This is a genomic window from Ruminococcus sp. 5_1_39BFAA (genome assembly GCF_964240875.1).
Classification (GTDB): Bacteria; Bacillota; Clostridia; order Lachnospirales; family Lachnospiraceae; genus Blautia_A.
Genome location: NZ_CAXSVO010000033.1, coordinates 17,189 through 37,985, shown reverse-complemented (window position 1 = coordinate 37,985; position 20,797 = coordinate 17,189). Strand labels below are relative to the sequence as shown.

Below are 20,797 nucleotides of genomic sequence, written 5' to 3'. Positions count from 1 at the left end.
CCAGACTGCGCGGTCGATTATTTGAAAAGCGGAAAAATAATTTGCCGTTTGCGTCTCTCTCAATTCGCTGTCCAACATTCATTCAGACTGACCACCTTTGGCTTGATGATCTCAGACAGACGCCGAAGCGCGTCCTCTGGCTCCATCCTACGGAGATAGCCCTTCATGCAGCTGATTACCGTCAGCTCCAGCGGAGAGTTGTCATAATCCTCTACTGATAGCCATTTCAGGTCTTTCATATTCTGTAATCTCCTTTTTGAATTGTGTATACCTCCGGGCTTTGTTTAGCTCCAAGTTTTGTTTAGCTCCAAACTATGTGTTTTCCCGGTCAACCACAACATATAACAATTTCTTGCACATAGCAATGGTTCAGAAAAATTTCTCAGACCGGTAAGAGTATTTTTCAGACCGGTAAGCGAATCATCTCAGTTCCGCAAGCAAAAAAGCCCCCACCGGGCTGAATTCTCACAGTGCTGTCTGTGTTCATCATACCCGATGGGGGCTATATATCACTTCACTCTCACGCCGTCTCAGCTTCCAGCCTGTCCTTTGCCCGCTTCTTCATATAGCGGCGATACTGGATGCTGTTGTCGTACACGCGGTACGGCGCGTCCACCAGCGTTATCGTGCCGTCATGGTTCCCTTTCTTGAATCCCAGGAAGCTGGTCATCGTCCTGCGGTTTCCGTGGCTGGTCAGTGTCACGCCAAAGTTGGTCTTGTACTCAATTTCGTCTCCTTTGGCAAGGCCGGTCTCAATGAAAGCGCAGTAGATGCCCTTTTCAAAATGCAGGAGGTCGGGCGACTGTTCCAGCCTTTCCGGGGTCATCCTCCATTGCCCTTTGCGGAAGCTGGAATTGGCACCCTCAATGGCAGTGCCGTCCGCATTCCGAAAAAGGCTGCCCTGCACGTCCAAGCCATTGACCTTCAGCGGCATCCCTGCCGGATTGGTTTCGGGAAGCTCCTTCAGGCAGGCGAGGAAGAACTCGTAGTTCTTTTTCATAATGCCCAGCACACCCTGTTCCTTCTCCAGCGTCGCTTTTTCCCTGCGCAGGCTCTCGATGCGCTGCCGGATATCGTTGGAGAGCTGGTGGTAGATTTCCACCTCGGAGCCTTCTTCCTCCTGCACATTGTAGAAGCTCGTGCCGATGGTATTTGCCTTTAGGCCGTTGCGGATGTCCAGCTCGATGTCATCGATGGAAATCTCACCTCTGGCAATCGCTTCATTCAGCTCTGCGTTCTGCTCCAGCGCCGCCTCCCGCATTGCTGTGACCTGCCGGCCAATGGCCTCCTGCAATTTCTTCTCCAGCTCCTTGATTTGGCCCTCCAGTGCCTCCATCCTCTGGACAGAAACGCTGCTGCCCTTGACACGGTGGAAGGTCTTGTCGTAGGCTTCTTTGAAGGCTATGCAGATGAAGGAGCCCTCGCCGTTCGCGTCATAGTCACGCTTCAGCTTGTAGAGCATCTCCATAAAGCTCTGCTCTATCGCGCACTCATGGTAGTTCTCTGAGGGGCAGCGTTCATTTGCCGCTTCCCTCTCCGCATCCGAAAGGCAGCCCCGCTTGTCCCTGCAATGCTTCTTCTGGTCAGCGGTACCGTTCAGTCTCGGCGCTCCCTCACGTTCCCCCGCCTTACGCTTGCACCGCCAGATCGGGTAAGCGTAGGTATACTTTTCGAGGTAGTCGGATACGCTGATACCCTCGGCTTCCAGCTCCTTGCGGCAGGCGACGAGGCTTCTCTCGTCGGTGTAGCCGTTTGCGACATTGGTATAGGTACATCGGAAGAAGCCCTCTCCGCAGCGGCTTCCCGCATCCGGTCCGGTCTCCAGCACCGCTCCGCAGCGGAGGTTCACGAAGGGGGAGCCTTTGACCGATTGGGTTTTCTTCTTTCCGGCATCGCTGTCACCGCTTTTCCTCGGCTTCTCATACAGCATGGCCTGTACCTTGTCCCAGGTGATGCGGTCAATGATGCCCACATGGTGGTTCTCGATATAGTACCTCGGCGCTTCACCCTTATTGATGGTCGAGCGGTGCGTCAGGAAGTCCTTGGTGATGGTCTTCTGCATTTCAATGTCGCCCACATACTTCTCGTTCCGCAGAACCGTCAGCACACCGCCGGCAATCCACTTTTTCCCGTTGACCGTGGTTTTGCCCAGCTGGTTGAGTTCTTCTGCGATTTTGTTGGCGGACTGCCCGCAGACAAACCGCTCGAAGATGTACCGGACGATTTCCGCCTGCTCCGGGTTGATGATCCACTCGCCGTTCGGCCCCGAGTCGTAACCCAGCATCCGCTTGAGGTTGAGCTGGGGCTTGCCCGCCTGGAATTTCTTCTGGAACGTCCAGCGGATATTGTCGGAAATGGAGCGGCTCTCGTCCTGCGCCAGAGCGGACAGGATGGTCAGAATCAGCTCGCCCTTGGCGTCCAGCGTATCGATGTTCTCTTTTTCAAAATAGACGCCGACCGGTGGGGTGAGCTGTCGAAGCTCCCGGATGCAGGTCAGCGTATCGACCGTGTTACGGGCAAAGCGGGAGATGGACTTGGAAACGATGTAGTCCAGCTTCCCCGCTTTGGCGTCCTCCATCATGCGGTGCTTCTTTCCTTCTGCCTCGTCCCTCTCGATTCTGGCTTTGAGGTCAGAAATCTGCTTCTCCTTCTCCGTGATGGATGCTTCCTCCACCGTCATGTCTCCCAGCAGGAACCGTCTGGTCTCCAAAGCGTCCTTCTGGCTCTGCAGGAGCCGCACTCTCTTCCGTGCGGTCTCCACGCTGGTGAAAAGGGCTGTGATTTGCCTTTTGTAAAAGGTTCGGTCACGCTCCATGAAATCCAGCCGCTGGATATTTTCCAGCCTCGCCAGCATCTGCACCACAAAGCTGTCTGCCTCGCTGCTGAAGACCCCCTCGGTCTCGGCAAATCTGCCGCTGAGAATGTCTGCAACCTTCACGTCATCCTGTATCGGCTGAACTGTCAGTTCAAACCGCTCGATTACCGCCCGGCGAACCACACGGATGATCTGCTCCTCGTAGACCTTTTCCGCATGGCAGATGGTCTTTCCGTTCCTCCGTGCCGTAGACGGGCAGAACCAGATGGGGTTGCTCTGCGCATTGCGGATGTTGAAATACCTGCCGCACTCCCCGCAAATCAACCTGCCGGAGAAAGCATGAACCGTTTTCTTGCCTGCGGTATTATGCGCCGCTGAATTGTAGCGGACTGCTTTCTGGGCCTCATCGAAAAGCTCCCTGTCCACAATCGCAACGTGATGGTCCTGAATGCGATACTGCTGCACTTCACCTTTGTTCTGGCGCACCTGATGCGTCAGATAATCGGTCGTGTAGGTTTTCTGTGCGAGGACATCCCCCACATACCGTTCATTTCGGACGATGGCGGAAATGCGGCCGGAAGTCCAGCCATCATCCAGATGGCTGTTGAGCTGCCCCTTTTTGGAGTTCTGTCTGCGCTTTCTTGCAATGGAGCTGTCCGGTGCAGGAATCTGCTCCTGATTCAGTTTCCTTGCAATCTCCACATAGGCCGCTCCATCTGCCACCTCACGGAAGATGCGCCTGACAATCTCGGCTTCCTCCTCGACGATTTCCACGTCCTTGTACTGGTATCCGCTTGCGCACGTGACCATCTCTCCGTTGTACCGGTAGCCGTAGATGACCTCATTTCGGACATCACCACGCTTGAAGCGCATCTTATTTCCGAGGGTGAGGTTGCCGGAAATGCTGCGGCTCTCCTCCTGTGCAATCGCACCGAGGGTCGTAAGGATGAACTCGCTGGTCGGGTCGGCGGTATCCAGATTTTCTTTCTCAAAAAGAATGGTGGTATTGTTCTCCCGCAAAGTACGCAGCGCGGTCATGAAATCCGTGGTGTTTCTGGCAAACCGTGAAATGGACTTGCACACCACCCGATCAATCTTGCCCTCCCCGCAGTGCCGCATGAGGCGCTTGAACCCCGTCCGCTTATCGCTACTGGTGCCGGAGATCCCGTAGTCGGAATAGACGCCGACGGCGTTCCAGTCCGGGTGGTTCTCGATGAGCTGATTGAAATAGCGTTCCTGGGTTTCATAGGAATACTCCTGGTCGGTCGAGTCTGTTGACACGCGGATATACGCCGCCACATTCAATCTTCCCTGCTTCTGCTTCGTAGCCCGGAAGGTTGCCGTGGAGATGAAACCCTGGTCATTCGGATTCTCCTGTCGGAAAACCGCCTCGAATTCACTATCCAATGGTGCCTGGATGCTCAGCGCCACATCCTTCTGCTCTGCCACCATCGCCCGTGCCGCCATCGCTTTCTGGATCAGCAACGCCAGTCCGGGGTCTATGTCCTGTGAAGAATGCGACTTAACATCCTCTGGTTTTTGTTGGGTAGACTTGCCGCCGTGCGCTTGAGTTTGGGGTAAAAAAGAAGCTGCAGCAGATTCCTCATTTTCGAGAGAGACTTCATCCTGATGAATAGGCTCCTCATTATGGTCATCTCTGATTGACGGAGGTGGTTATACCACCTCTTGTGTGCCTGCCTGCACGGATGGCAGCTTCTGTCAAGGACGCCTATGGCGCGGCGAAGCCGTTTATCCTTGATAAAAGCTGACAGCTGTGCAACTCGTCTCCCCGTTTCCTTTGCTCTGGAAGAGTTTAGGCACGATCCTTCCTTGATGTAGAAGCATGCTACCTCTACGCTGACTGTATATCCTAATACAGAAGGCGAGGGCTCACCATGTTCTCCAAGGAACTTTCTTCCTCCGTTCTCAGCATCTGCGACAGCCGTAACTTCACCTACGAAACCGCTTCGGAACTCTGCGATCTTAGCCCAAGACATTTCGGATCCATCGTCCGCGGTAAGGCATCTCCGACCGTCAATACTCTGGAAAAGATCTGTGCTGCATTCAACCGAACCCCCAACGAACTGCTGGGGTTTTCCACTACGGATGAAGAACTCTCTTACCGTTTTCCCCAGCAGGTCACGCACTTCCGACAGCATATTTCTCTCAATCATTCCTACGTGACCTTTCCGGTTTGTCCCCGCTGTCATTGCAATCTGGAGCGCGAATACCAATCTTTTTGTGATCGCTGTGGTCAGAAGCTCAACTGGGATTGCTTTCGCTATGCTACGTTGATGCCTGAGAGGTGACGCCTTCTGTTTTTTCTTGTTTGTGGCTGGCGCTTTTGTTTCTGCTCCGGCCTGTTTGCTGTGCTTTCCTTCCCCTCCCCTTTGTCCTCCATATTTTTGGAGGACTTTTTTCTTTTAGGGGCTTGACTTTTTATTTGCAGGCTTCCTCGTTTGTGAATTAGAATCGTTTTGTCCTCTGCCGTGGAATAAATAAGACCGGAGCAAATACGTTACAAGTCGCTTTTACGCCGACACTTGTTTCACATTTGCTCCGGTCTCAAATCATATCGATTTGTTCACCGGCGTGTACCAAGCTGACAGTTTGCGTTTTTCCTACAAACGCGCGCACTTCGACCACATATCATATCTACATCTATTTTCAGAATGAAGTTTTTTACGTTTTTTCGTATGTACTGTTCTCTGAAAAATATATCTCTGTAGACTATGTAATACTTTGCGCAGTCCCGTCTTAGCCGTAATCATCTACCGGCCTCACAAGGCGGAACTAAACTATCCTCTTGTACACCTCCTATTTACAAAATCTCTATTCTATTTACAATCCCACAAACTCAAGTGGTATCTTTTAATATAGCATCTACGCTATAATTTGTAAATAGGTGGTGGAAGATTTTGTCAAATGTATAAGAAACAGCGCCGTGATTTATATATTTTGCCGAAGGGCATCGATTTGAGTAACAAAAAGAGCCCGGCAAAAAGTCACCATGAGCTTTCTTCAGCAGCCAGCAGGTGCGGAGCTTCCACAATACGGATCAAACAAAATTGCAAAATAAGAATCAAAAAGCCGGAGCAGATAAAAGCCCATGGTTCTCCCAACCCAGTAATCCTGGGTATTGTGATACCATATTGCTTCTATCCGCTCCGGCTTATCTCGTATTGTAAGGAATCTTGTCCTATCGGAAAGCTCGATGTGCGTGAACGACCGGCTACGCTGTTTGCACCGTTTTCAGTGCGGTGTCGGTCTGTTTTCCTCCTTTTATGCAGTGTGAATCGTAACCTTTACTCCCTTCCCATAGAGGGCCTCGGCAAATTCCTGCACGCTGAATGTGTCATACTTGTCACCTTTCCCTTTGATCAATGCCACAGGTGTTCCGGTTTTGTGATCCGTGGTTTTTATGCCGACCATTATTTCTTCCTTGGCAGTGCGAATCTCATTGTTCTTCTTTGTCCTCATTCGCTACCCTCCCATTTTCTTTGTAGAGACCTGAAAGCTCCCTGCCCAGAAAGCTCAGTCCTCATCCAGCCCTTCCTCATCCTCGATAGAGTTTTGATTGAGCCATGCGTTGTATCTTTGTACTGATTCTTCAAATTCAAAATTGATGCGCTCGTATTCGTTCTCCAAGCGTTCTCTTTCCTCCCAAAGTTCAACGCTATTTGCCACAGCAGCTTCTCTATTTGTGGTCGCTACTATATAACTTCCAATGCTTAGGCGATAGTGTTTCTGCATAATCTCGTCCCGCGATACCATTCTCGCCATACCGTTAATTTCTGTGTGCTCCTTCACGAAGGAAACAATTTCATCAATCGCATCTTCTCGCAATACCAGCATTGCGTCTTCTTTTTCAAAATTCGAGTATACATTCTTCCGGCTCAAGTCCAGCATGTAGATAGATTTTCGCTGTCCATCTTTTCGGAATACCACAATCGACCATTTGGTATTGATGCTCCCCACAACCCCAGTTGGCAATTCAATTACCGAATCAATAAAACCGTCCCACACAAGGAATTTTCTGGTCGAAGCATAAGCATCTGACTCGCGGCTTAAGACACTGATTGGAACGAGCGCAACCCCAACTCCGTCCTCCTTTAGTCGGGCCAATGCATTCCGTACAAAAAGCCATCGGTCATTGGGCGGCACCTTACCGGAGTAAAGGAAATCTCGGCTTCCTTCATATCCAGAATGCTGTTCTTCTTCAGTGCTGTAATTAAGAAATGGAGGATGTGTAATAAAACGATCAAAATATAGGTCAGCTTCTGCTGTTAGCGGCTTCACTGTGGTATCTCCACAATGAATCACAGCATCCCTCTTTCCTGCGAACAGCATTAGAATTGATGCCACTGCAGTACAGTCACTGGAATAATCCTGCATATAAGGAACCGCATCCATCGCCGCCACTGCCAAACTCATGGATATACCATAGCCGCAGGCACCATCGTATACAAGGTCCCCATCTCTTATATCCGCAAGCTCACACATCAAATTACTGACGCTCCGCTCGGAAATTAGCTCACCACTTTTTCTGCCTTCATATCTGGTAATATCCTCTATCACCTCCAAAAGCGCCTCATAGGCTGCGTATGGGTGGCGATGCATATTCAGATCCAATCTGCTCAGGATGCAGAAGGATTCGTTCAGAAACGAAAAGAAATTATCTCCCTCCTGCTGCATATATATGCTGGCAATCAACCTGTTCTGTAACCCCATCCAGTGATCCAGATAAGAGATAAACCGGTTCATGATGGCTATGATGAACCCCGATTCCTTTCGTCCATATCCTCTCATCAAATCATCTATTCCGCTTGCGAGGTCCTCTGGAATTTCAAATTCTTCTTTATTGTCCAGGACGAATTTTGGAAGCAGAGGCATCAATAACCCCGGCAGCATTCCTCCGGGAGATACCATTCGATACTTCCACGTCTTCTGCAGCCGGAATATTTCCTGGAACGCCTTTGCTGCCTCTATTGCCTGATTATCATCCTTTGTTATATCATATACCCTTTCGTAGAAATTCATCTTAATCTATCTCCTTCTCAATTGCGTCCATAATCAGGCTGTCCATAACCTTCCGTTCGTTGATCTGTATTCCTCGTAATACGGCTCTCTTCCTACAGGACAATTCATAAAGATCACCGAGGTATTTTTGCTCCTCCATAGACACCATTGGAATAGGGATCGAGATTATATCTCTGACTTTCAACATTGCAGTTGCCGCCCCGTTGGTCATGGAGCTTAGCGTATCCTTCCCATAAGGACTACTAAGAACATAGGATAAATATCTGCTATCCACCTCATCGGGGTTCAGCCCACGAATCACGGCACAATGCGAGGAAATAATGATTCCCGCATCTTTTTCCGACACATACGCGGTATCATAAGGTGTTGTGAGTTTTATCACCACATCGCCCTTCTCTGTTATCATAACCCTCCCGCTTTGCATCTGTTTTCGGGAGACAACAACCGAGCCTAACTCTTCTTTTATAATGCCGCCATCCAGGGCCTTAGGCAGCAATACCTTCTCCTCAAATAACTCTACATCATCCGGCTTTGCGTCCTTAACTGCAATACGGCTAATGACGGTACCACTCGCCACCTGACAGTCCAAACATCCAATCTCATACACCATTTATTGCCGCCTCTCCTTGTCATTCATTCGATGTCACTCTCGTCATGTATTGAATGTACATATTATATACAAGCCACCGCCATTTGTCAATATGGTTGTCATGTTTTCGATGTACATTTTTTCTCTGTTTCGATAATCGCCCTGCAATTCCTCACTTTCCCTTTCCCACCTAAAGACAGAAAAGCTGCGAGGTGAACATACTTGAATTTCTATTACTGCGATGCCTGCCACTACTGCTTTGAAGGCACCTCTTTGCCCGACCGCTGCCCCGATTGTGGGAAGACTGTGTTCCACGAAAATCCCGACCTGCTCCTTGCTAGAGCAGATGATGATGAATAAAAATAACCTGTGGCTATCGAACTGGAACTCAGTATCGACCACAGGTTTTTCTATCTCTTATTCTCGTTACAATTCTTTTTTTCGTTACAAACTATACGCCTCCATCATCAGCCGTATCCCGACTTTCATCCCCTCCTCAAATGCGCTTTTCTCCCAGGCACAGCACACGCTTCCCTGCCTGACCATAATATCCTCCCAGAGAGGGATCTTACCTCCAACGCAGTCCTCTACCAGCCTATCCGCGCCCTCCAGTCCTCTGAGCCACGATTCAAACTCCTTATCTCGCGCCCTCGCTGCTCTCCCCGCCGCTGTAGTCTTCGGCGCGGCGGTATTGTTCTCTGTGTATGTCTCATAGATCAGGTCAAGTAAACTTTCCACCGGAGGGTAATACTTCGGCGGTGTAGTGTTGATGTATTTCTCCAGAATTTGTTTCAGGTTCCTTAATGCCTCGTTCTCAGTAATAATGCTACCTTCCCTTCTAACCGGGTGCTTTTGGATTCCGATTCCCAGTTATGAGGGATATTACCGTCTATTTCTGCACATAGCAAGTGAAATCTTTAAGTTTTTTCCTTCTTCGTCCTGATACTTCTCATCCTCACAAAATCAAAACCACAGCCCCGCCGATGAAGGTTCCAATCAGATTCAGCCCTACATCAAACCACGAGAAATGCCGCCCCTGTATCCACGGCTTTGTGGCCTCATCCACATAGCTCCACACAGCAGCGATTAACATTCATTCCAATGATACCCCGCTAATCTTAAGCGTCAGACCCAGCAGGAACGTAAACACTGCGAACACGACAATGTGTGCCGCCCGCCGCAGCTTTCCGTTTAGGTCATTGATATCATTATCGAGAAAACGAAGATGCTCTGCCAGCTCCCGGCTTGCCCGGCCGGTGTGTTCACCGTCCTGATGGGACAGGTATGTCATGAAGAGAAACCAGAGAATCGTGGAAATCAGAGATATATAATACTAAAACCCAATAAAATTGAATGATTTTATTGGGTTTTAGTATTAGCTCACCTTTGCGCTTTTCGCAAGCAGGACCCTTGATTTCCAACAGGGCGACTGTTTCTCATTTTTCGTGAGCCTTTACACTTAATCGCCGCAGCGTATACATCAGGCAGCCAAATGTAATAAGGCTCGCAGTTAATTCAGCCAAAAAGGTGGCACAAGCGGCTCCCATCATTCCATACCGAGGAATCAGCAGAAAATTCAGCACAACATCCGTCATGCAGGTGATCAAACTGCATATTGCATTTCCTTTGACCGCTTTTAATGCCGCAAGGAAATTAACACTTAAAGAGCGGAACGTTCCCGCAACACAATACCCTGCAACCAGAATCCTGAAGGGTCCCACCGCGGCGAGGTACTGCTTCCCCGCGACGATCTGGATGATCCACGGCGCACCCAGGATCAGACATAAGCTGATAAACAGATTAAACAACAGCATCCCGCTGAAGGTTTTCCGAAACGTATCCTTCAGCCAAGTGCTGTTTTTATTATGGGCAATAATGTCCGGCACCACACAAATCACAACACTCTGGGGAATAAAGGACAGAGCATTGGGGATCAACGTCGCCACCTTATAAACGGCGATTGCTTCGGCGGAAGCCATCAACGCCGCAACCATGGACAGGTCGACTAAAAGCAAGAAGCGGTTTAGGGTGCTGCTTACATTATTCAGGATACTATAGCGCCAGAGCTCTTTCTTCTGCCGGGAATTCAGTTTTCCCCCATGAATCACTTCCCGCAAAGTCTCCCGCATCAGCCAGCCAATGGTAAATAGCGTCACAAGGGACACCACATATTTTGCTGCAAATACGCCGTTTATGCCCCAGATTGCCCCAATACAAGTACCAACGGCAGTGAAAATCGTCTGTGCGGTCAGCAGCCTGGCATAGGTCTTGAAGCGCTTCTGGCTTCGAAGAATCAGCAGGAAAAGCTGGTTCAGATACCCCGTTAAGAGGAGCGGAAGATAAAGATAAACGTATTTTTTGGCTTGGGCAATGGGCAGCTCCCGGTGCAGGAAGAGAAGGGACAGCAGCGCAATGATCACGAAATTGACCAGCGTTCCGGCTTTGGCACAGTACCGGTAGAAGCTGTTTTCCTCCGGCCTGTCCCGGTTTTCCGTGCCAAACTGCATCGCTCCCACTGCCAGCCCAAAGCCCATAAACAAAGCTGCATAGGAATATACATTCCCGGCATAGCTTAAAACACCATACTGGCTTTGCACGAGCATTCGGGTCAAAACCATACTGCTCAGCATGGCGATCATTTTATTGAGGACGCTGGCCGTAAAGACGTGCAGGATTCCCTTTTTGAGCGGCTGCCAAAGCTGGTGCAGCTTTTTCACGATGATACCCGTCATGACGATTGTCCACTCATTTTGCTTTGTCGCTTATCCATCCCTTACAGTCTCCAAAAACGCAGCCCCGAAGCGGTCAACGCTTCCAGCGGATAAATGCTTTTTATATCCAGCAGTATCTTTTCGTCGTTTTGCAAATCGTTTTTATACATCTTTAGCAGCTGCTCCATGGCTATAGATTGATACTCACGATGGCCAACTGCCACAATGATGCAGTCCGCCGGAGGCAGCTTCTCAAAGGGTGTCAACTCGATGCTGTACATTTCCCGAACGGCCTCAGGGTCCGCCCACTCATCTGTCACAATGGAGTCGACCTGATAGGTTCTCAGCTGGGCAATTAAGTCCGCAACCTTACTGTTCCGAATATCCGAACAATTCTCCTTAAATGTGATACCCCAGACTAATACCTTTGCCCGTTTCAGATCCTTCCGGGCGGCCAGCATTTCCTTGACGGCTCTGTGCGCAACATAAGAAGCCATAGCTTCATTTGTATGGCGTCCGTGAGACAGTATCGGCGTGCCGCAGTCTATCTTCTTTGCATACTCCAGCAAATAATAAGAGTCTTCCCCAATGCAGTGTCCGCCGACCAGGCCAGGCTCGAAGTCCAGCGCGTTCCACTTGGTTTTCATGGCAGTAAAAACCTCATGGGCATTGATGCGGCCCCTGTCGCAGATTTTGGAGCACTCATTCATAAACGCAATATTCACATCACGCTGGCTGTTTTCCATCACCTTGACCGCTTCCGCCGTTCTGATGCTTGAAACAAGATGAGTTCCGGCTTTCACGGCAATGTCGTATACCTTTTGAATCTCCTCTGCGGATTCCCCGTCCATGCCCGAAACAATTTTGCGAATCGTGGAGAAGGTATGAACCGGATCCCCGGGATTGATCCGCTCGGGGCTGTATCCGATTTTCCATTGGGTGCCGCATTTCAGGCCGGAGGCCTGCTCTATGATGGGAGCACACAGCTCTTCTGTGATGCCCGGATAAACCGTGGATTCAAAGACAACAATCGCGCCTGGGGCAAGATTTTCCCCCACCGTTTGGGAAGCCTGCTTAAGGGCGGTAAAGTCGGGACTTCTATCCTCCGTAGTGGGTGTCGGAACCGCCACGATTACAAATTGAGCCTCTCGGAGTTTGGCAGGATCTGATGTAAATTCAATCGTGGTGCTTTGGATTTCTTCCCCCACACTGCTGGTTAAATCAACGCCATTACGATAAGCGTTGATGCGCCTTGTGTCAGCATCAAAACCAATGACCTGTACATACTTCGAAAACTCTATCGCCACCGGGAGGCCCACATAGCCAAGGCCCACCACCGCCAGCTTCGTATTTCCGGAAACCAATGCTTGATAAATACGCTGAGACATTCTCTGAACTCGCTCCTTCTGTGCTATGCGTTCTCAAGGATCACTTTTGCAATGTGACATACGTCCTCTTCCTTGATGTATGGGTGAATCGGCAAGCTGAGCACGGTTCTTACCGCACGCATCGTCCCGGGAAACTCTCCATCGCTTCGTCCCATTCCCTGATATGGTTTTTGCTGATGAAGTGGAATCGGATAATAGATCATGGACGGGATTTCCTTTTTTCTCAGTTCCCGCTGCACCCTGTCTCTCGTTTCCGTATCCTTCAGCATGATTGTATATTGGGCCCAACTGGAATAGTACCCTTCCGGAACAAAAGGAGTTCTCACAGCCGCGCGCAAACGCTCCGTATACCATTTTGCCACTTGGTTCACTGCTTGCAGTTCATACTGTTCAAATGCCTTCAGCTTCTCCAAAAGAATCGCTGCCTGCAACGTGTCCAGCCTGGAATTCATTCCGATTTCGCAATGCTCATACTTGCTGCTTTGGGAACGTCCCTGCGCTCTTAAAGAGCACAGCCGCCGTGCAATGTGGCTGTCATCTGTAAAAATGGCTCCCCCATCGCCGTAACACCCCAGCGGTTTCGCTGGGAAGAACGATGTGGTGCCTATATCCCCAAAGGAGCAGGCTCTCCGATCCCCAATTCTGCCGCCAAAGCCTTGGGCAGCATCCTCCAGAATCTTTAGATGATACTGCTCTGCAATTTTTCTTATCTGAGGATAATCCGCCGGCAGGCCAAAAAGGTCCACTGCAATGATTGCCTTGGGCATGTATTTCCCCTCCAACAGGGTGCGCTGAATCGCTTCCTCCAGGGACCCGGGAGAGAGGTTAAAGGTTCTCTCGTCGATGTCAACAAGCACAACCTGTGCGTTCAAAATCGACGCCGCCCCTGCTGTGGCAAAAAAAGTAAAATCAGGTACAAACACCGCATCTCCGCTGCCTACGTCCAGGGACATCAATGACAATTGTAGCGCATCTGTCCCATTTGCGCAAGTGATACAATGTTTACACCCTACATAATTTGCAAGTTTTTCTTCCAATTCCGCTATCGGACTGCCCAGAATGAAGTTAGAGGAATCCAATACGGATTGTATGGCAGAATCAATCTGCGGTTTTAGGGCCTGATACTGTGCCCTCAAATCCCGGAACTGCATTTTTCTCTCTCAATCCTTCCTCGCTTTTCTCATAGACACGTCCACATATGCAGGTCAAATCATCCCCCAGCCGTTTTCCGCATTCGCAGACCCATCCGGTTACCTTCGCCGGCGCACCTGTCATGATGGCGTAATCCGGGACATCCGACACCACCACGGCGCCGGCCCCTATGAGCGACCAGCGTCCGATGGTATGATTACACAGTATTGTCGCATTCGCCCCGATGCTTGCGCCTGTTTTAACAACTGTCTTTAAGTAGTTTGCAGTGCCCTTGGGGTACTTTGCTCTGGGGCTGAGATCATTGGTGAATACACAAGATGGCCCACAGAACACATGGTCTTCAAGCTCCACCCCGTGAAAGACCGAGACGTTATTCTGAATCTTAACACCGTTTCCGATTCGTACATTTTCGCCAGTATAAACATTCTGGCCGAGGGTGCAATCCTCCCCGATGTTCGTTCCCCGCTGAATATGGCAAAAGTGCCAGATTTTTGTCCCTTTCCCTATTGTAACGCCTGGATCAATATAGCTACTTTCATGAACATAAAAATCCTCACTCATTTCCAAATCGCCTCTTATAGTCAAGCGTTTTTCCTCTTAACAGCGGCAGCTTTACGGGCAGCCCCTGAGCGGCGGATTGATAGATCGCCAAAATAAGCTCCAGCGCTCTTTTTCCCGCTTCTCCGTTTACCAGGGGCTGCCGCCCATTTGTGATGGCGTCGATCATGTCTGCATAGAGGGGCGTATGGCCATAACCATAGATATTGGGCGGCGTTTCGCTGAATGTCTTTTTCACATAATCCGAATCATCCAGTCCATCGGCGGCTTTCCACTCCAGAATTTCATTGACCGATTTCCCGCCGACTTTTACTGTTGCTGTTTCCCCCAGCAAGGTCAGGCTCTCTTCCAGATTTTCAGGATATACAATGGTCGTTCCTTCAATGACACCATAGGCGCCATTTTGAAACTTCACCAAAGCCACTCCCAGGTCCTCCGCTTCCATATACGGGTGTTTTAAATTGTCGGTATAGGCAAAAACTTCCTTCACTTCGCTCCCCATAAGCCAGCACAGCAAATCAATATTATGGATGCACTGGTTCATCAGCGCGCCCCCATCCTGCTCCCAGGTTCCCCGCCAAGGCGCCTGTTCATAATAATCCTGTTTTCTGTTCCAGAAAATGCGTGCGCTTCCGTGAAGAAGTCTGCCGAACCTTCCCTGCGCAATGGCGCCGTGGATATATTGGATCGACTTATTAAACCTGTTTTGGTGGTTAACGCAGACGAGTACGCCCTTCTGTTTCGCCATCTCAATAATCTGATCCGCATCCGCAATAGATAACGCAATGGGCTTTTCAATAATCACATGACAGCCGGCCCGAATGCAATCCAAGGCAAGCTGCGCATGCTTCCCACTCTCTGTGGCGATTGCCACCAGGTCGGGGGTTTCTTCTTCCAGCATCGTTTTATAATCTGTGTACGGATGCACGTGATCTAACTGTGCAGCCGTCTTTTCCAATTTTTCCGGGTCAATATCACAGACGGCGACAATCTCAAGCTCATTATTCTTGGCTGCCATGATGTGGTGAGGAGAAATCCTTCCACAGCCAATCAAGGCATATCTCATGGTTTGCCCTTCTTCCTATAGAAATTGAAGCGCCTGTGTCCAGCACATACATTCAGCGCTATATCGGAGTATCTGCGGGCGCTTTCGGTTAATACTTTATGCAAAACAACGCCTTTTGTCAAGACCATCATTACAACCAAGCACAAATTCTACACATTCACATATGCATAATCGTTCGCCTTACATAAACTGAACCCATCCTATGTACCATAAATGCTATTTTTCGGAGAACACCTCAGTCTGCTGTTCCAAAGTTGAACACGCTCTTCTGGCGGATTCCAGAGAAAAACGGTTAATTTATTAATCTGCAATTTAGCGCTTATTTAGCTTTTTCAATATCTCCAAATAATACTTTTTGCTATCTTCTATGGAGTAGTGTGTCTCGGCAAATGCTCTCGCTTTCTCAACGATTGCTTTCTTTTCTTGCTCACTCATTTCTAAATATCCAACAAGCGCTTGGGACAATGCCTCTTTATTGGGTTTCACAAACGCCGCAAAAGATTCATCGGCGCACCTCCGGCTATCTCCTACATCGGTGATAATCGCATAGCAGCCGCAGGCCGCAGCCTCTGCCAAGCTCTGGGAGGGATAATTTTCAAGCACCTGCGTAGAAAAGAACACATTCGCCGTAGGCATATACTTGCTGGTTTGGTCGTATCCTGCCAAGTTAACAATATCCGCCAAGCCATGATCCTTTACGTAGTTTTGAAGGTACTCTTCATACTTTCCTTGCCCCAGCAGAATCACCCGATACCCTGCTGCACGAATTGCGTCCCTGGCTTCGTTTATACTCTCGATAAAAAGGATGGGATTTTTTGCGTCCTCCAGTCTGGCGGCGGCATATATGATGGTCTTCTTCTTTTCCTGCGGCTTGAAAAGCTCCAGATCCGTAAACGTCCCTGGTGTGACGGTTAGCCTTCCTTTTTTAACGTATTGGGAGATAAAATCTGCTCCCAACGGATATAGTAAATCGACGTGATCCGCCAAGCGAAGCTGGAGCTTCGTTAGTATCATGCGTTTTTTACAAAAGCAATTGTACGCTTCTTGGTATGAACAAATAGTATATATGCATTTTTTATTGCTTAGTTTACAAATCAACTGTATTACTATGTTATATTTTCCTGCATCAAAAAAATGAATAGTCGTGTACTTATGTAAAAACAAAACATGCAGCAAACTTTTCAAATGGCTTTTAAAATGACTTTTAAATGCATATACGTGATTGATATTTGCTACATCACAATCCGCCAGTCGAAACTGTGCTAAGACCGTATTTAAATCAGACCTACGGGCAACGAGATCGCATTTTATATCATCATTTTCTGCACAAATCTCATTATATATTCTTGGAAGCCTTCTTTTTGCCCCACCGAAAGCACTCCCTGGCTCAAATACAAATGCAATGTCCATACTGTCTCACCTCATAGAGAGCCGTGTATACGTTATTTTTGAAAATTCTCGAATATTTCCCACACAGCATATCATCAAACAGTTTACTTCAACTTTTCTAGAATCTCTGCCTCACTTACTCCATCGGCCATCAGCTTCTGAATCGTCTCTTCCAGTTCAGCTTTCTTGGCTTCCTCAGCCTCTCTAGCCTCGTATGCAGCTTTCTGCTCTTCCAGTTTCCCCAGCTCAGCATCCAGCTTCTTCAGCTCCGCCTTCTTCGCTTTCAGATCAGCCTTGAGGGAAGTCAGATTTTCTTCTAGGGAAGCGATCTCCGCTGTCAGACTCTCTTTTACCGAAGTTTTCTCGGCGATCAGTGCATCGAAGTCGTTGTTGACGACAGTGACCTTCTTGGTAGGCTTATTCTTTGAACCCTTGGGACGCGGCATAGATGTACACACTCCTTATTTCGTTGTGATTGTGTATTAAGTATATAGCGAGTATGGGCAGAAATCAAAAGGATAGACACCTATCCTATCCCTGAGCAATCATGTGAATGTTAGCCAAATTGCATTTCTCTTCTGCGGTTTTTATAGCCTGAATTGCACTATACAAATAACCCTCTGCTTCTTCCAATGCTGTTTTGTTCAAATAATCATATTTGCGCAACTCTGTTACAACCGAGCGTAAAGGTTCTATTATTTCTTTGTATTTTATCGGTAGCTCGTTCAGATAAACATTTATTGCACTTATAATTTCATGACATTTATCTTCAAAGGAATTATTTCTGTATCCTTGTTGTCCATGCTTTTCAAGCATCCAGTTTAATTCATCTTGCTGAACCGCGATATCCCGAAGAATTTTCTTAAGAAATTCATGTTCTTGAAGTGTCCTTAAATCATTCATTGCTCTAATAGATGCATTCACTTTCTTTTTTACTTGAAGCAGCTGAATTATTGTAAATGGCACGGCCAATACTCCAAAAATATCTGCTAGAAATCCCACCCAGTCCCAAATTGTAGTTAGCTGAGGAAGTCTCAAAAACTCAATCATTGTCATTCCTCAAGAATTTGTATTTAGGCATATCACCATATAGCGCCGGGAATACCTCTTCCCACCTATGTTCATCCATAAATCCTCTGGCAATATACTCACACATGTGGTAATCCCCGCCATGTTCTGGAACAATTGCGTATATCTCTGTTTCAAAGGCCGCATGGCTTACATCTTCGTGATTATCCAACATTGTTCTGTAGCTTTCCATTAAATCCATGATTTTCCTATACTGATTCCGATCAATCTCGTATTCGAACAGCATACGATCCAAGTCAGTATTATTGAATAGAAGTTCTTGCCTAAATTCAATAAATTCAAGGCGTTCTTCCATGTTGCTAAACTCTCTACTCATTAATAATCCTTCCCTTCTTTAGCAATGTCTCTAAACTACATTTCACTACGCTGCCTGCTGCTCACCACGGAGAGGTGTGCAAAGTTCCGAGCAGCTACCGTGCCGGGATACCTTTATCCCTACACAGCCTTCTTTCCTCTAAGTATAAACCGTGAGTGCCTGATAATCAAGAGGCTTGTGCTTATTCTCACAGATCACTTGTGCTTATTCTCACAGATCACTTGTGCTTATTCTCACAGATCACTTGTGCTTATTCTCACAGATCACTATACAGTTCTTCCCTATATACCTTATTCTGTATCAACTTCTTAATGCTCTCTGCCACAGATGACTTGTCCTTTTTGTAGGTAACGCCGAACCAAGCGCCATACTTGCTTTGCCTTTTCTCATTCATTTGATCCACTGCTCCGCATTCTTCGTAATCATATTTTCAATCTGCTCTGCCGTCTCCTTATCTTCTGCGCTAACAGAAACATAAACCTTCAGCTTCGGCTCGGTGCCGGAGGGGCGCACCACAATAGAGCAGTTGTCTTCCAGCAGGAATTTCAGCACGTCAGACTTGGGCAGCCTGTCCAGTCCAGGCGCATAGTCCAGCAGCTTTACCACTTTCTTCCCGCCGATTTTCTGAATACCTCCACGTAATGCCTGCATAATGCTTTGCATCTTTGCAAAGCCTGCACTGCCGTCAAATTCATAGCTGTGCAGAGTGTTCAGGCAGTAACCATAGGTTTTATACAGTTCTTCCAGCTTATCCAGCAGGCTGACACCCTTGGTTGCGTAGTAGCTGAACATTTCGCAGATCATGTACGCGCCATCCACGCCGTCTTTATCACGGACATAAGAACCGGTCAAATAACCATAGCTCTCTTCGAAACCGAAGATATAGCTATCGGCTTCTCCCTGTTGCTCCAGCTTACCGATCTGCTCACCAATGAATTTGAAGCCTGTCAGCACATTCACCGTCCGCACACCGTAATGCTTTGCAATCTGCTCCCCCATATCCATCGTGACAATCGTTTTCACCATGACCGGGTCTGCGGGCATCTTCCCATGTTTGATACGCTGGCTACAAATGTAATCCAGCAGGAGCAGCCCTACCTGATTGCCAGAGAGCAGCTCATACTCCCCCGTTTTATTTTTCACGGCGATACCTACACGGTCGCAATCCGGATCAGTCGCAAGCAGCAGATCCGCATTGCATTTCTTCGCATACTCCATGCCCAGGGTCATTGCTTCCTTGATTTCCGGGTTGGGATAAAGGCAGGTCGGAAAATGGCCGTCCGGCTGCTCCTGTTCCTTCACCACTGTGATATTGGTATAGCCCATCTCTCTTAGAGTGCGGGTGACGGGCTTCAATCCAGTACCATTTAGCGGGCTGTACACGATGGCCACATCCTTATTAACTTTCTCACCAAACAGCACCGACTGCTTCTTGACTTCTTCCACAAAGGCTGTGTAGACCTTATCGTCAATATAACGGATATTCCCGTTTGACACACCCGCTTCAAAATCACTGTTCTTTACATCTGAAAAGACATCCAACTTTTCAATTTCTACCAAAATCTCCGCGGCGGCTTCTGTTGTAATCTGGCAGCCATCAGCACCATAGACCTTGTAGCCGTTATACTTGCTAGGATTGTGGGAAGCTGTGACCATCACACCGGAGGAAGTGCCAAGATAACGAGTTGCAAAGGAAACGGTCGGCACCGGCATCAAGGTAGGCCAAATGTGAACCTGCACGCCATTGGCCGCAAACACTCCCGCCGCCACTTTCGCAAAAACATCGCTCTTGATGCGGCTGTCATAACCAATGACCACAGACGGCTCTTCAAAATTCTTTTTCAGATAGTCTGCCAGCCCTTGCGATGCCTTTGCTACCGTGTAAACATTCATACGGTTCGTCCCTGCGCCGATCACGCCCCGCAGACCGCCTGTGCCAAAGGCGAGATTGCGGTAAAATGCGTCCTCAATCTGAATGTCCGTCATTGCTTTCAGTTCTTCTGTAATGTCACTGTCTACTGTAGCATTTCCCAGCCAGCGTTCATACTCTCTTTTAATATTCATAGATTTGAGTTCCCTTCGTAGTTTTGTCTATTAGAATTTTATTTTCCAAGCATTCTTGCAACACGCAATATACCATGTGCAGAGCTGTTACAGATAATCTCACCCTGCATAACCATTTCCACCGCTTTTTCCAGTGATATGATAAGCACTTCAATATCCTCAGTTTCATCTAAATTCTGATTAGAAATCTTATGGCAATGATGAGCAAAGAAGATATGCATTCGATTCGTCAGTTTTGCCGTGCTTTCTGATGTCGAGCCAAGGTATGTCCACCCTTCGGATTCATAGCCGGTTTCCTCAAGCAGTTCCCGTTTAGCCACTATCAGAGGATCTGTTTCCCCTTTCTCAAACGTGCCTGCAGGTATCTCAATCGAATCGCAACCACAACAATATCTATACTCTTTTACCAGAATAACGTTACCGCTTTCGTCCATGGCCACTACAGAGACTGCGTCATTCAGCGTTATCGTGTAATAATCATCAATAGTCTTATTATCTGGTAGTTCAACAGCATCCTTATGGACTGTTATCCAATGATTATTAAGTAAAGTATCTGATTTTATAGTTTTCCATCGGTTCATTATCTATGCTCCAATATTTTTTATTCTACTCAATGGAAT

21 protein-coding genes are annotated in these 20,797 nt (G+C 48.2%); 1 reads left to right on the top strand and 20 read right to left on the bottom strand.

Annotated elements, in window-relative coordinates; translation table 11 throughout:
- Positions 1–59: 59 nt before the first annotated feature.
- Complete coding sequence (locus ACESZH_RS20925; protein ID WP_373218873.1) at positions 60–239, bottom strand: hypothetical protein; 180 nt, start codon at positions 237–239, stop codon at positions 60–62.
- A gap of 281 nt (positions 240–520) precedes the next feature.
- Positions 521–4,267, bottom strand: coding sequence for a recombinase family protein (locus tag ACESZH_RS20920; RefSeq protein ID WP_373219968.1), 3,747 nt, complete (start codon positions 4,265–4,267; stop codon positions 521–523).
- 443 nt (positions 4,268–4,710) lie between these two features.
- Here ACESZH_RS20920 and ACESZH_RS20915 point away from each other — a divergent pair, with 443 nt between their 5' ends.
- Positions 4,711–5,124, top strand: coding sequence for a helix-turn-helix domain-containing protein (locus ACESZH_RS20915; RefSeq protein ID WP_373218871.1), 414 nt, complete (start codon positions 4,711–4,713; stop codon positions 5,122–5,124).
- Between the two features lie 973 nt (positions 5,125–6,097).
- Here the strand turns inward: ACESZH_RS20915 and ACESZH_RS20910 are convergent.
- From ACESZH_RS20910 to ACESZH_RS20825, 18 genes are all read right to left on the bottom strand, one after another.
- Complete coding sequence (locus ACESZH_RS20910; protein WP_373218870.1) at positions 6,098–6,295, bottom strand: hypothetical protein; 198 nt, start codon at positions 6,293–6,295, stop codon at positions 6,098–6,100.
- A 54-nt stretch (positions 6,296–6,349) separates the two neighbouring features.
- On the bottom strand, positions 6,350–7,855 hold the full coding sequence (locus ACESZH_RS20905) for an N-6 DNA methylase (RefSeq protein WP_373218869.1): 1,506 nt from the start codon (positions 7,853–7,855) through the stop codon (positions 6,350–6,352).
- A 1-nt stretch (position 7,856) separates the two neighbouring features.
- Positions 7,857–8,465, bottom strand: coding sequence for a restriction endonuclease subunit S (locus ACESZH_RS20900; RefSeq protein ID WP_373218867.1), 609 nt, complete (start codon positions 8,463–8,465; stop codon positions 7,857–7,859).
- Positions 8,466–8,888: 423 nt separating this feature from the next.
- Positions 8,889–9,182: a hypothetical protein gene (locus tag ACESZH_RS20895; RefSeq protein WP_373218866.1), complete on the bottom strand. Its 294-nt coding sequence runs from the start codon at positions 9,180–9,182 to the stop codon at positions 8,889–8,891.
- Between the two features lie 217 nt (positions 9,183–9,399).
- Positions 9,400–9,537, bottom strand: a complete 138-nt coding sequence (locus tag ACESZH_RS20890) for a hypothetical protein (RefSeq protein ID WP_373218865.1) — start codon at positions 9,535–9,537, stop codon at positions 9,400–9,402.
- On the bottom strand, positions 9,538–9,735 hold the full coding sequence (locus tag ACESZH_RS20885) for a hypothetical protein (RefSeq protein WP_373218863.1): 198 nt from the start codon (positions 9,733–9,735) through the stop codon (positions 9,538–9,540). It lies immediately after the preceding gene.
- Positions 9,736–9,880: 145 nt separating this feature from the next.
- Entirely contained in the window at positions 9,881–11,176 is a 1,296-nt protein-coding gene (locus ACESZH_RS20880; RefSeq protein WP_373218861.1) for an oligosaccharide flippase family protein, read from the bottom strand.
- 41 nt (positions 11,177–11,217) lie between these two features.
- Entirely contained in the window at positions 11,218–12,543 is a 1,326-nt protein-coding gene (locus tag ACESZH_RS20875; RefSeq protein ID WP_373218860.1) for a nucleotide sugar dehydrogenase, read from the bottom strand.
- A 23-nt stretch (positions 12,544–12,566) separates the two neighbouring features.
- Entirely contained in the window at positions 12,567–13,694 is a 1,128-nt protein-coding gene (locus ACESZH_RS20870; protein WP_373218859.1) for a DegT/DnrJ/EryC1/StrS family aminotransferase, read from the bottom strand.
- Entirely contained in the window at positions 13,642–14,256 is a 615-nt protein-coding gene (locus tag ACESZH_RS20865) for a DapH/DapD/GlmU-related protein (RefSeq protein WP_373218858.1), read from the bottom strand. The genes ACESZH_RS20870 and ACESZH_RS20865 overlap by 53 nt, the downstream gene beginning before the upstream one ends.
- Positions 14,249–15,319: a Gfo/Idh/MocA family protein gene (locus ACESZH_RS20860; protein ID WP_373218856.1), complete on the bottom strand. Its 1,071-nt coding sequence runs from the start codon at positions 15,317–15,319 to the stop codon at positions 14,249–14,251. Before ACESZH_RS20860 ends, ACESZH_RS20865 begins: the two co-directional genes overlap by 8 nt.
- Positions 15,320–15,631: 312 nt before the next feature.
- A complete protein-coding gene (locus ACESZH_RS20855; protein WP_373218855.1) occupies positions 15,632–16,729 on the bottom strand; it encodes a glycosyltransferase in 1,098 nt (365 codons plus the stop codon).
- A gap of 83 nt (positions 16,730–16,812) precedes the next feature.
- A complete protein-coding gene (locus ACESZH_RS20850) occupies positions 16,813–17,154 on the bottom strand; it encodes a hypothetical protein (protein ID WP_373218854.1) in 342 nt (113 codons plus the stop codon).
- Between the two features lie 85 nt (positions 17,155–17,239).
- Positions 17,240–17,758: a hypothetical protein gene (locus ACESZH_RS20845; protein ID WP_373218852.1), complete on the bottom strand. Its 519-nt coding sequence runs from the start codon at positions 17,756–17,758 to the stop codon at positions 17,240–17,242.
- The gene (locus tag ACESZH_RS20840) at positions 17,751–18,113 is read right to left on the bottom strand and encodes a DUF1878 domain-containing protein (RefSeq protein ID WP_373218851.1); all 363 of its coding nucleotides are present in this window, start codon (positions 18,111–18,113) and stop codon (positions 17,751–17,753) included. Before ACESZH_RS20840 ends, ACESZH_RS20845 begins: the two co-directional genes overlap by 8 nt.
- Before the next feature lie 256 nt (positions 18,114–18,369).
- Entirely contained in the window at positions 18,370–18,507 is a 138-nt protein-coding gene (locus tag ACESZH_RS20835) for a hypothetical protein (RefSeq protein ID WP_373218850.1), read from the bottom strand.
- Positions 18,504–20,177, bottom strand: coding sequence for a phospho-sugar mutase (locus tag ACESZH_RS20830; RefSeq protein WP_373218849.1), 1,674 nt, complete (start codon positions 20,175–20,177; stop codon positions 18,504–18,506). The genes ACESZH_RS20835 and ACESZH_RS20830 overlap by 4 nt, the downstream gene beginning before the upstream one ends.
- A gap of 38 nt (positions 20,178–20,215) precedes the next feature.
- Positions 20,216–20,758, bottom strand: coding sequence for an NUDIX hydrolase (locus ACESZH_RS20825; RefSeq protein WP_373219966.1), 543 nt, complete (start codon positions 20,756–20,758; stop codon positions 20,216–20,218).
- Positions 20,759–20,797: the final 39 nt, after the last annotated feature.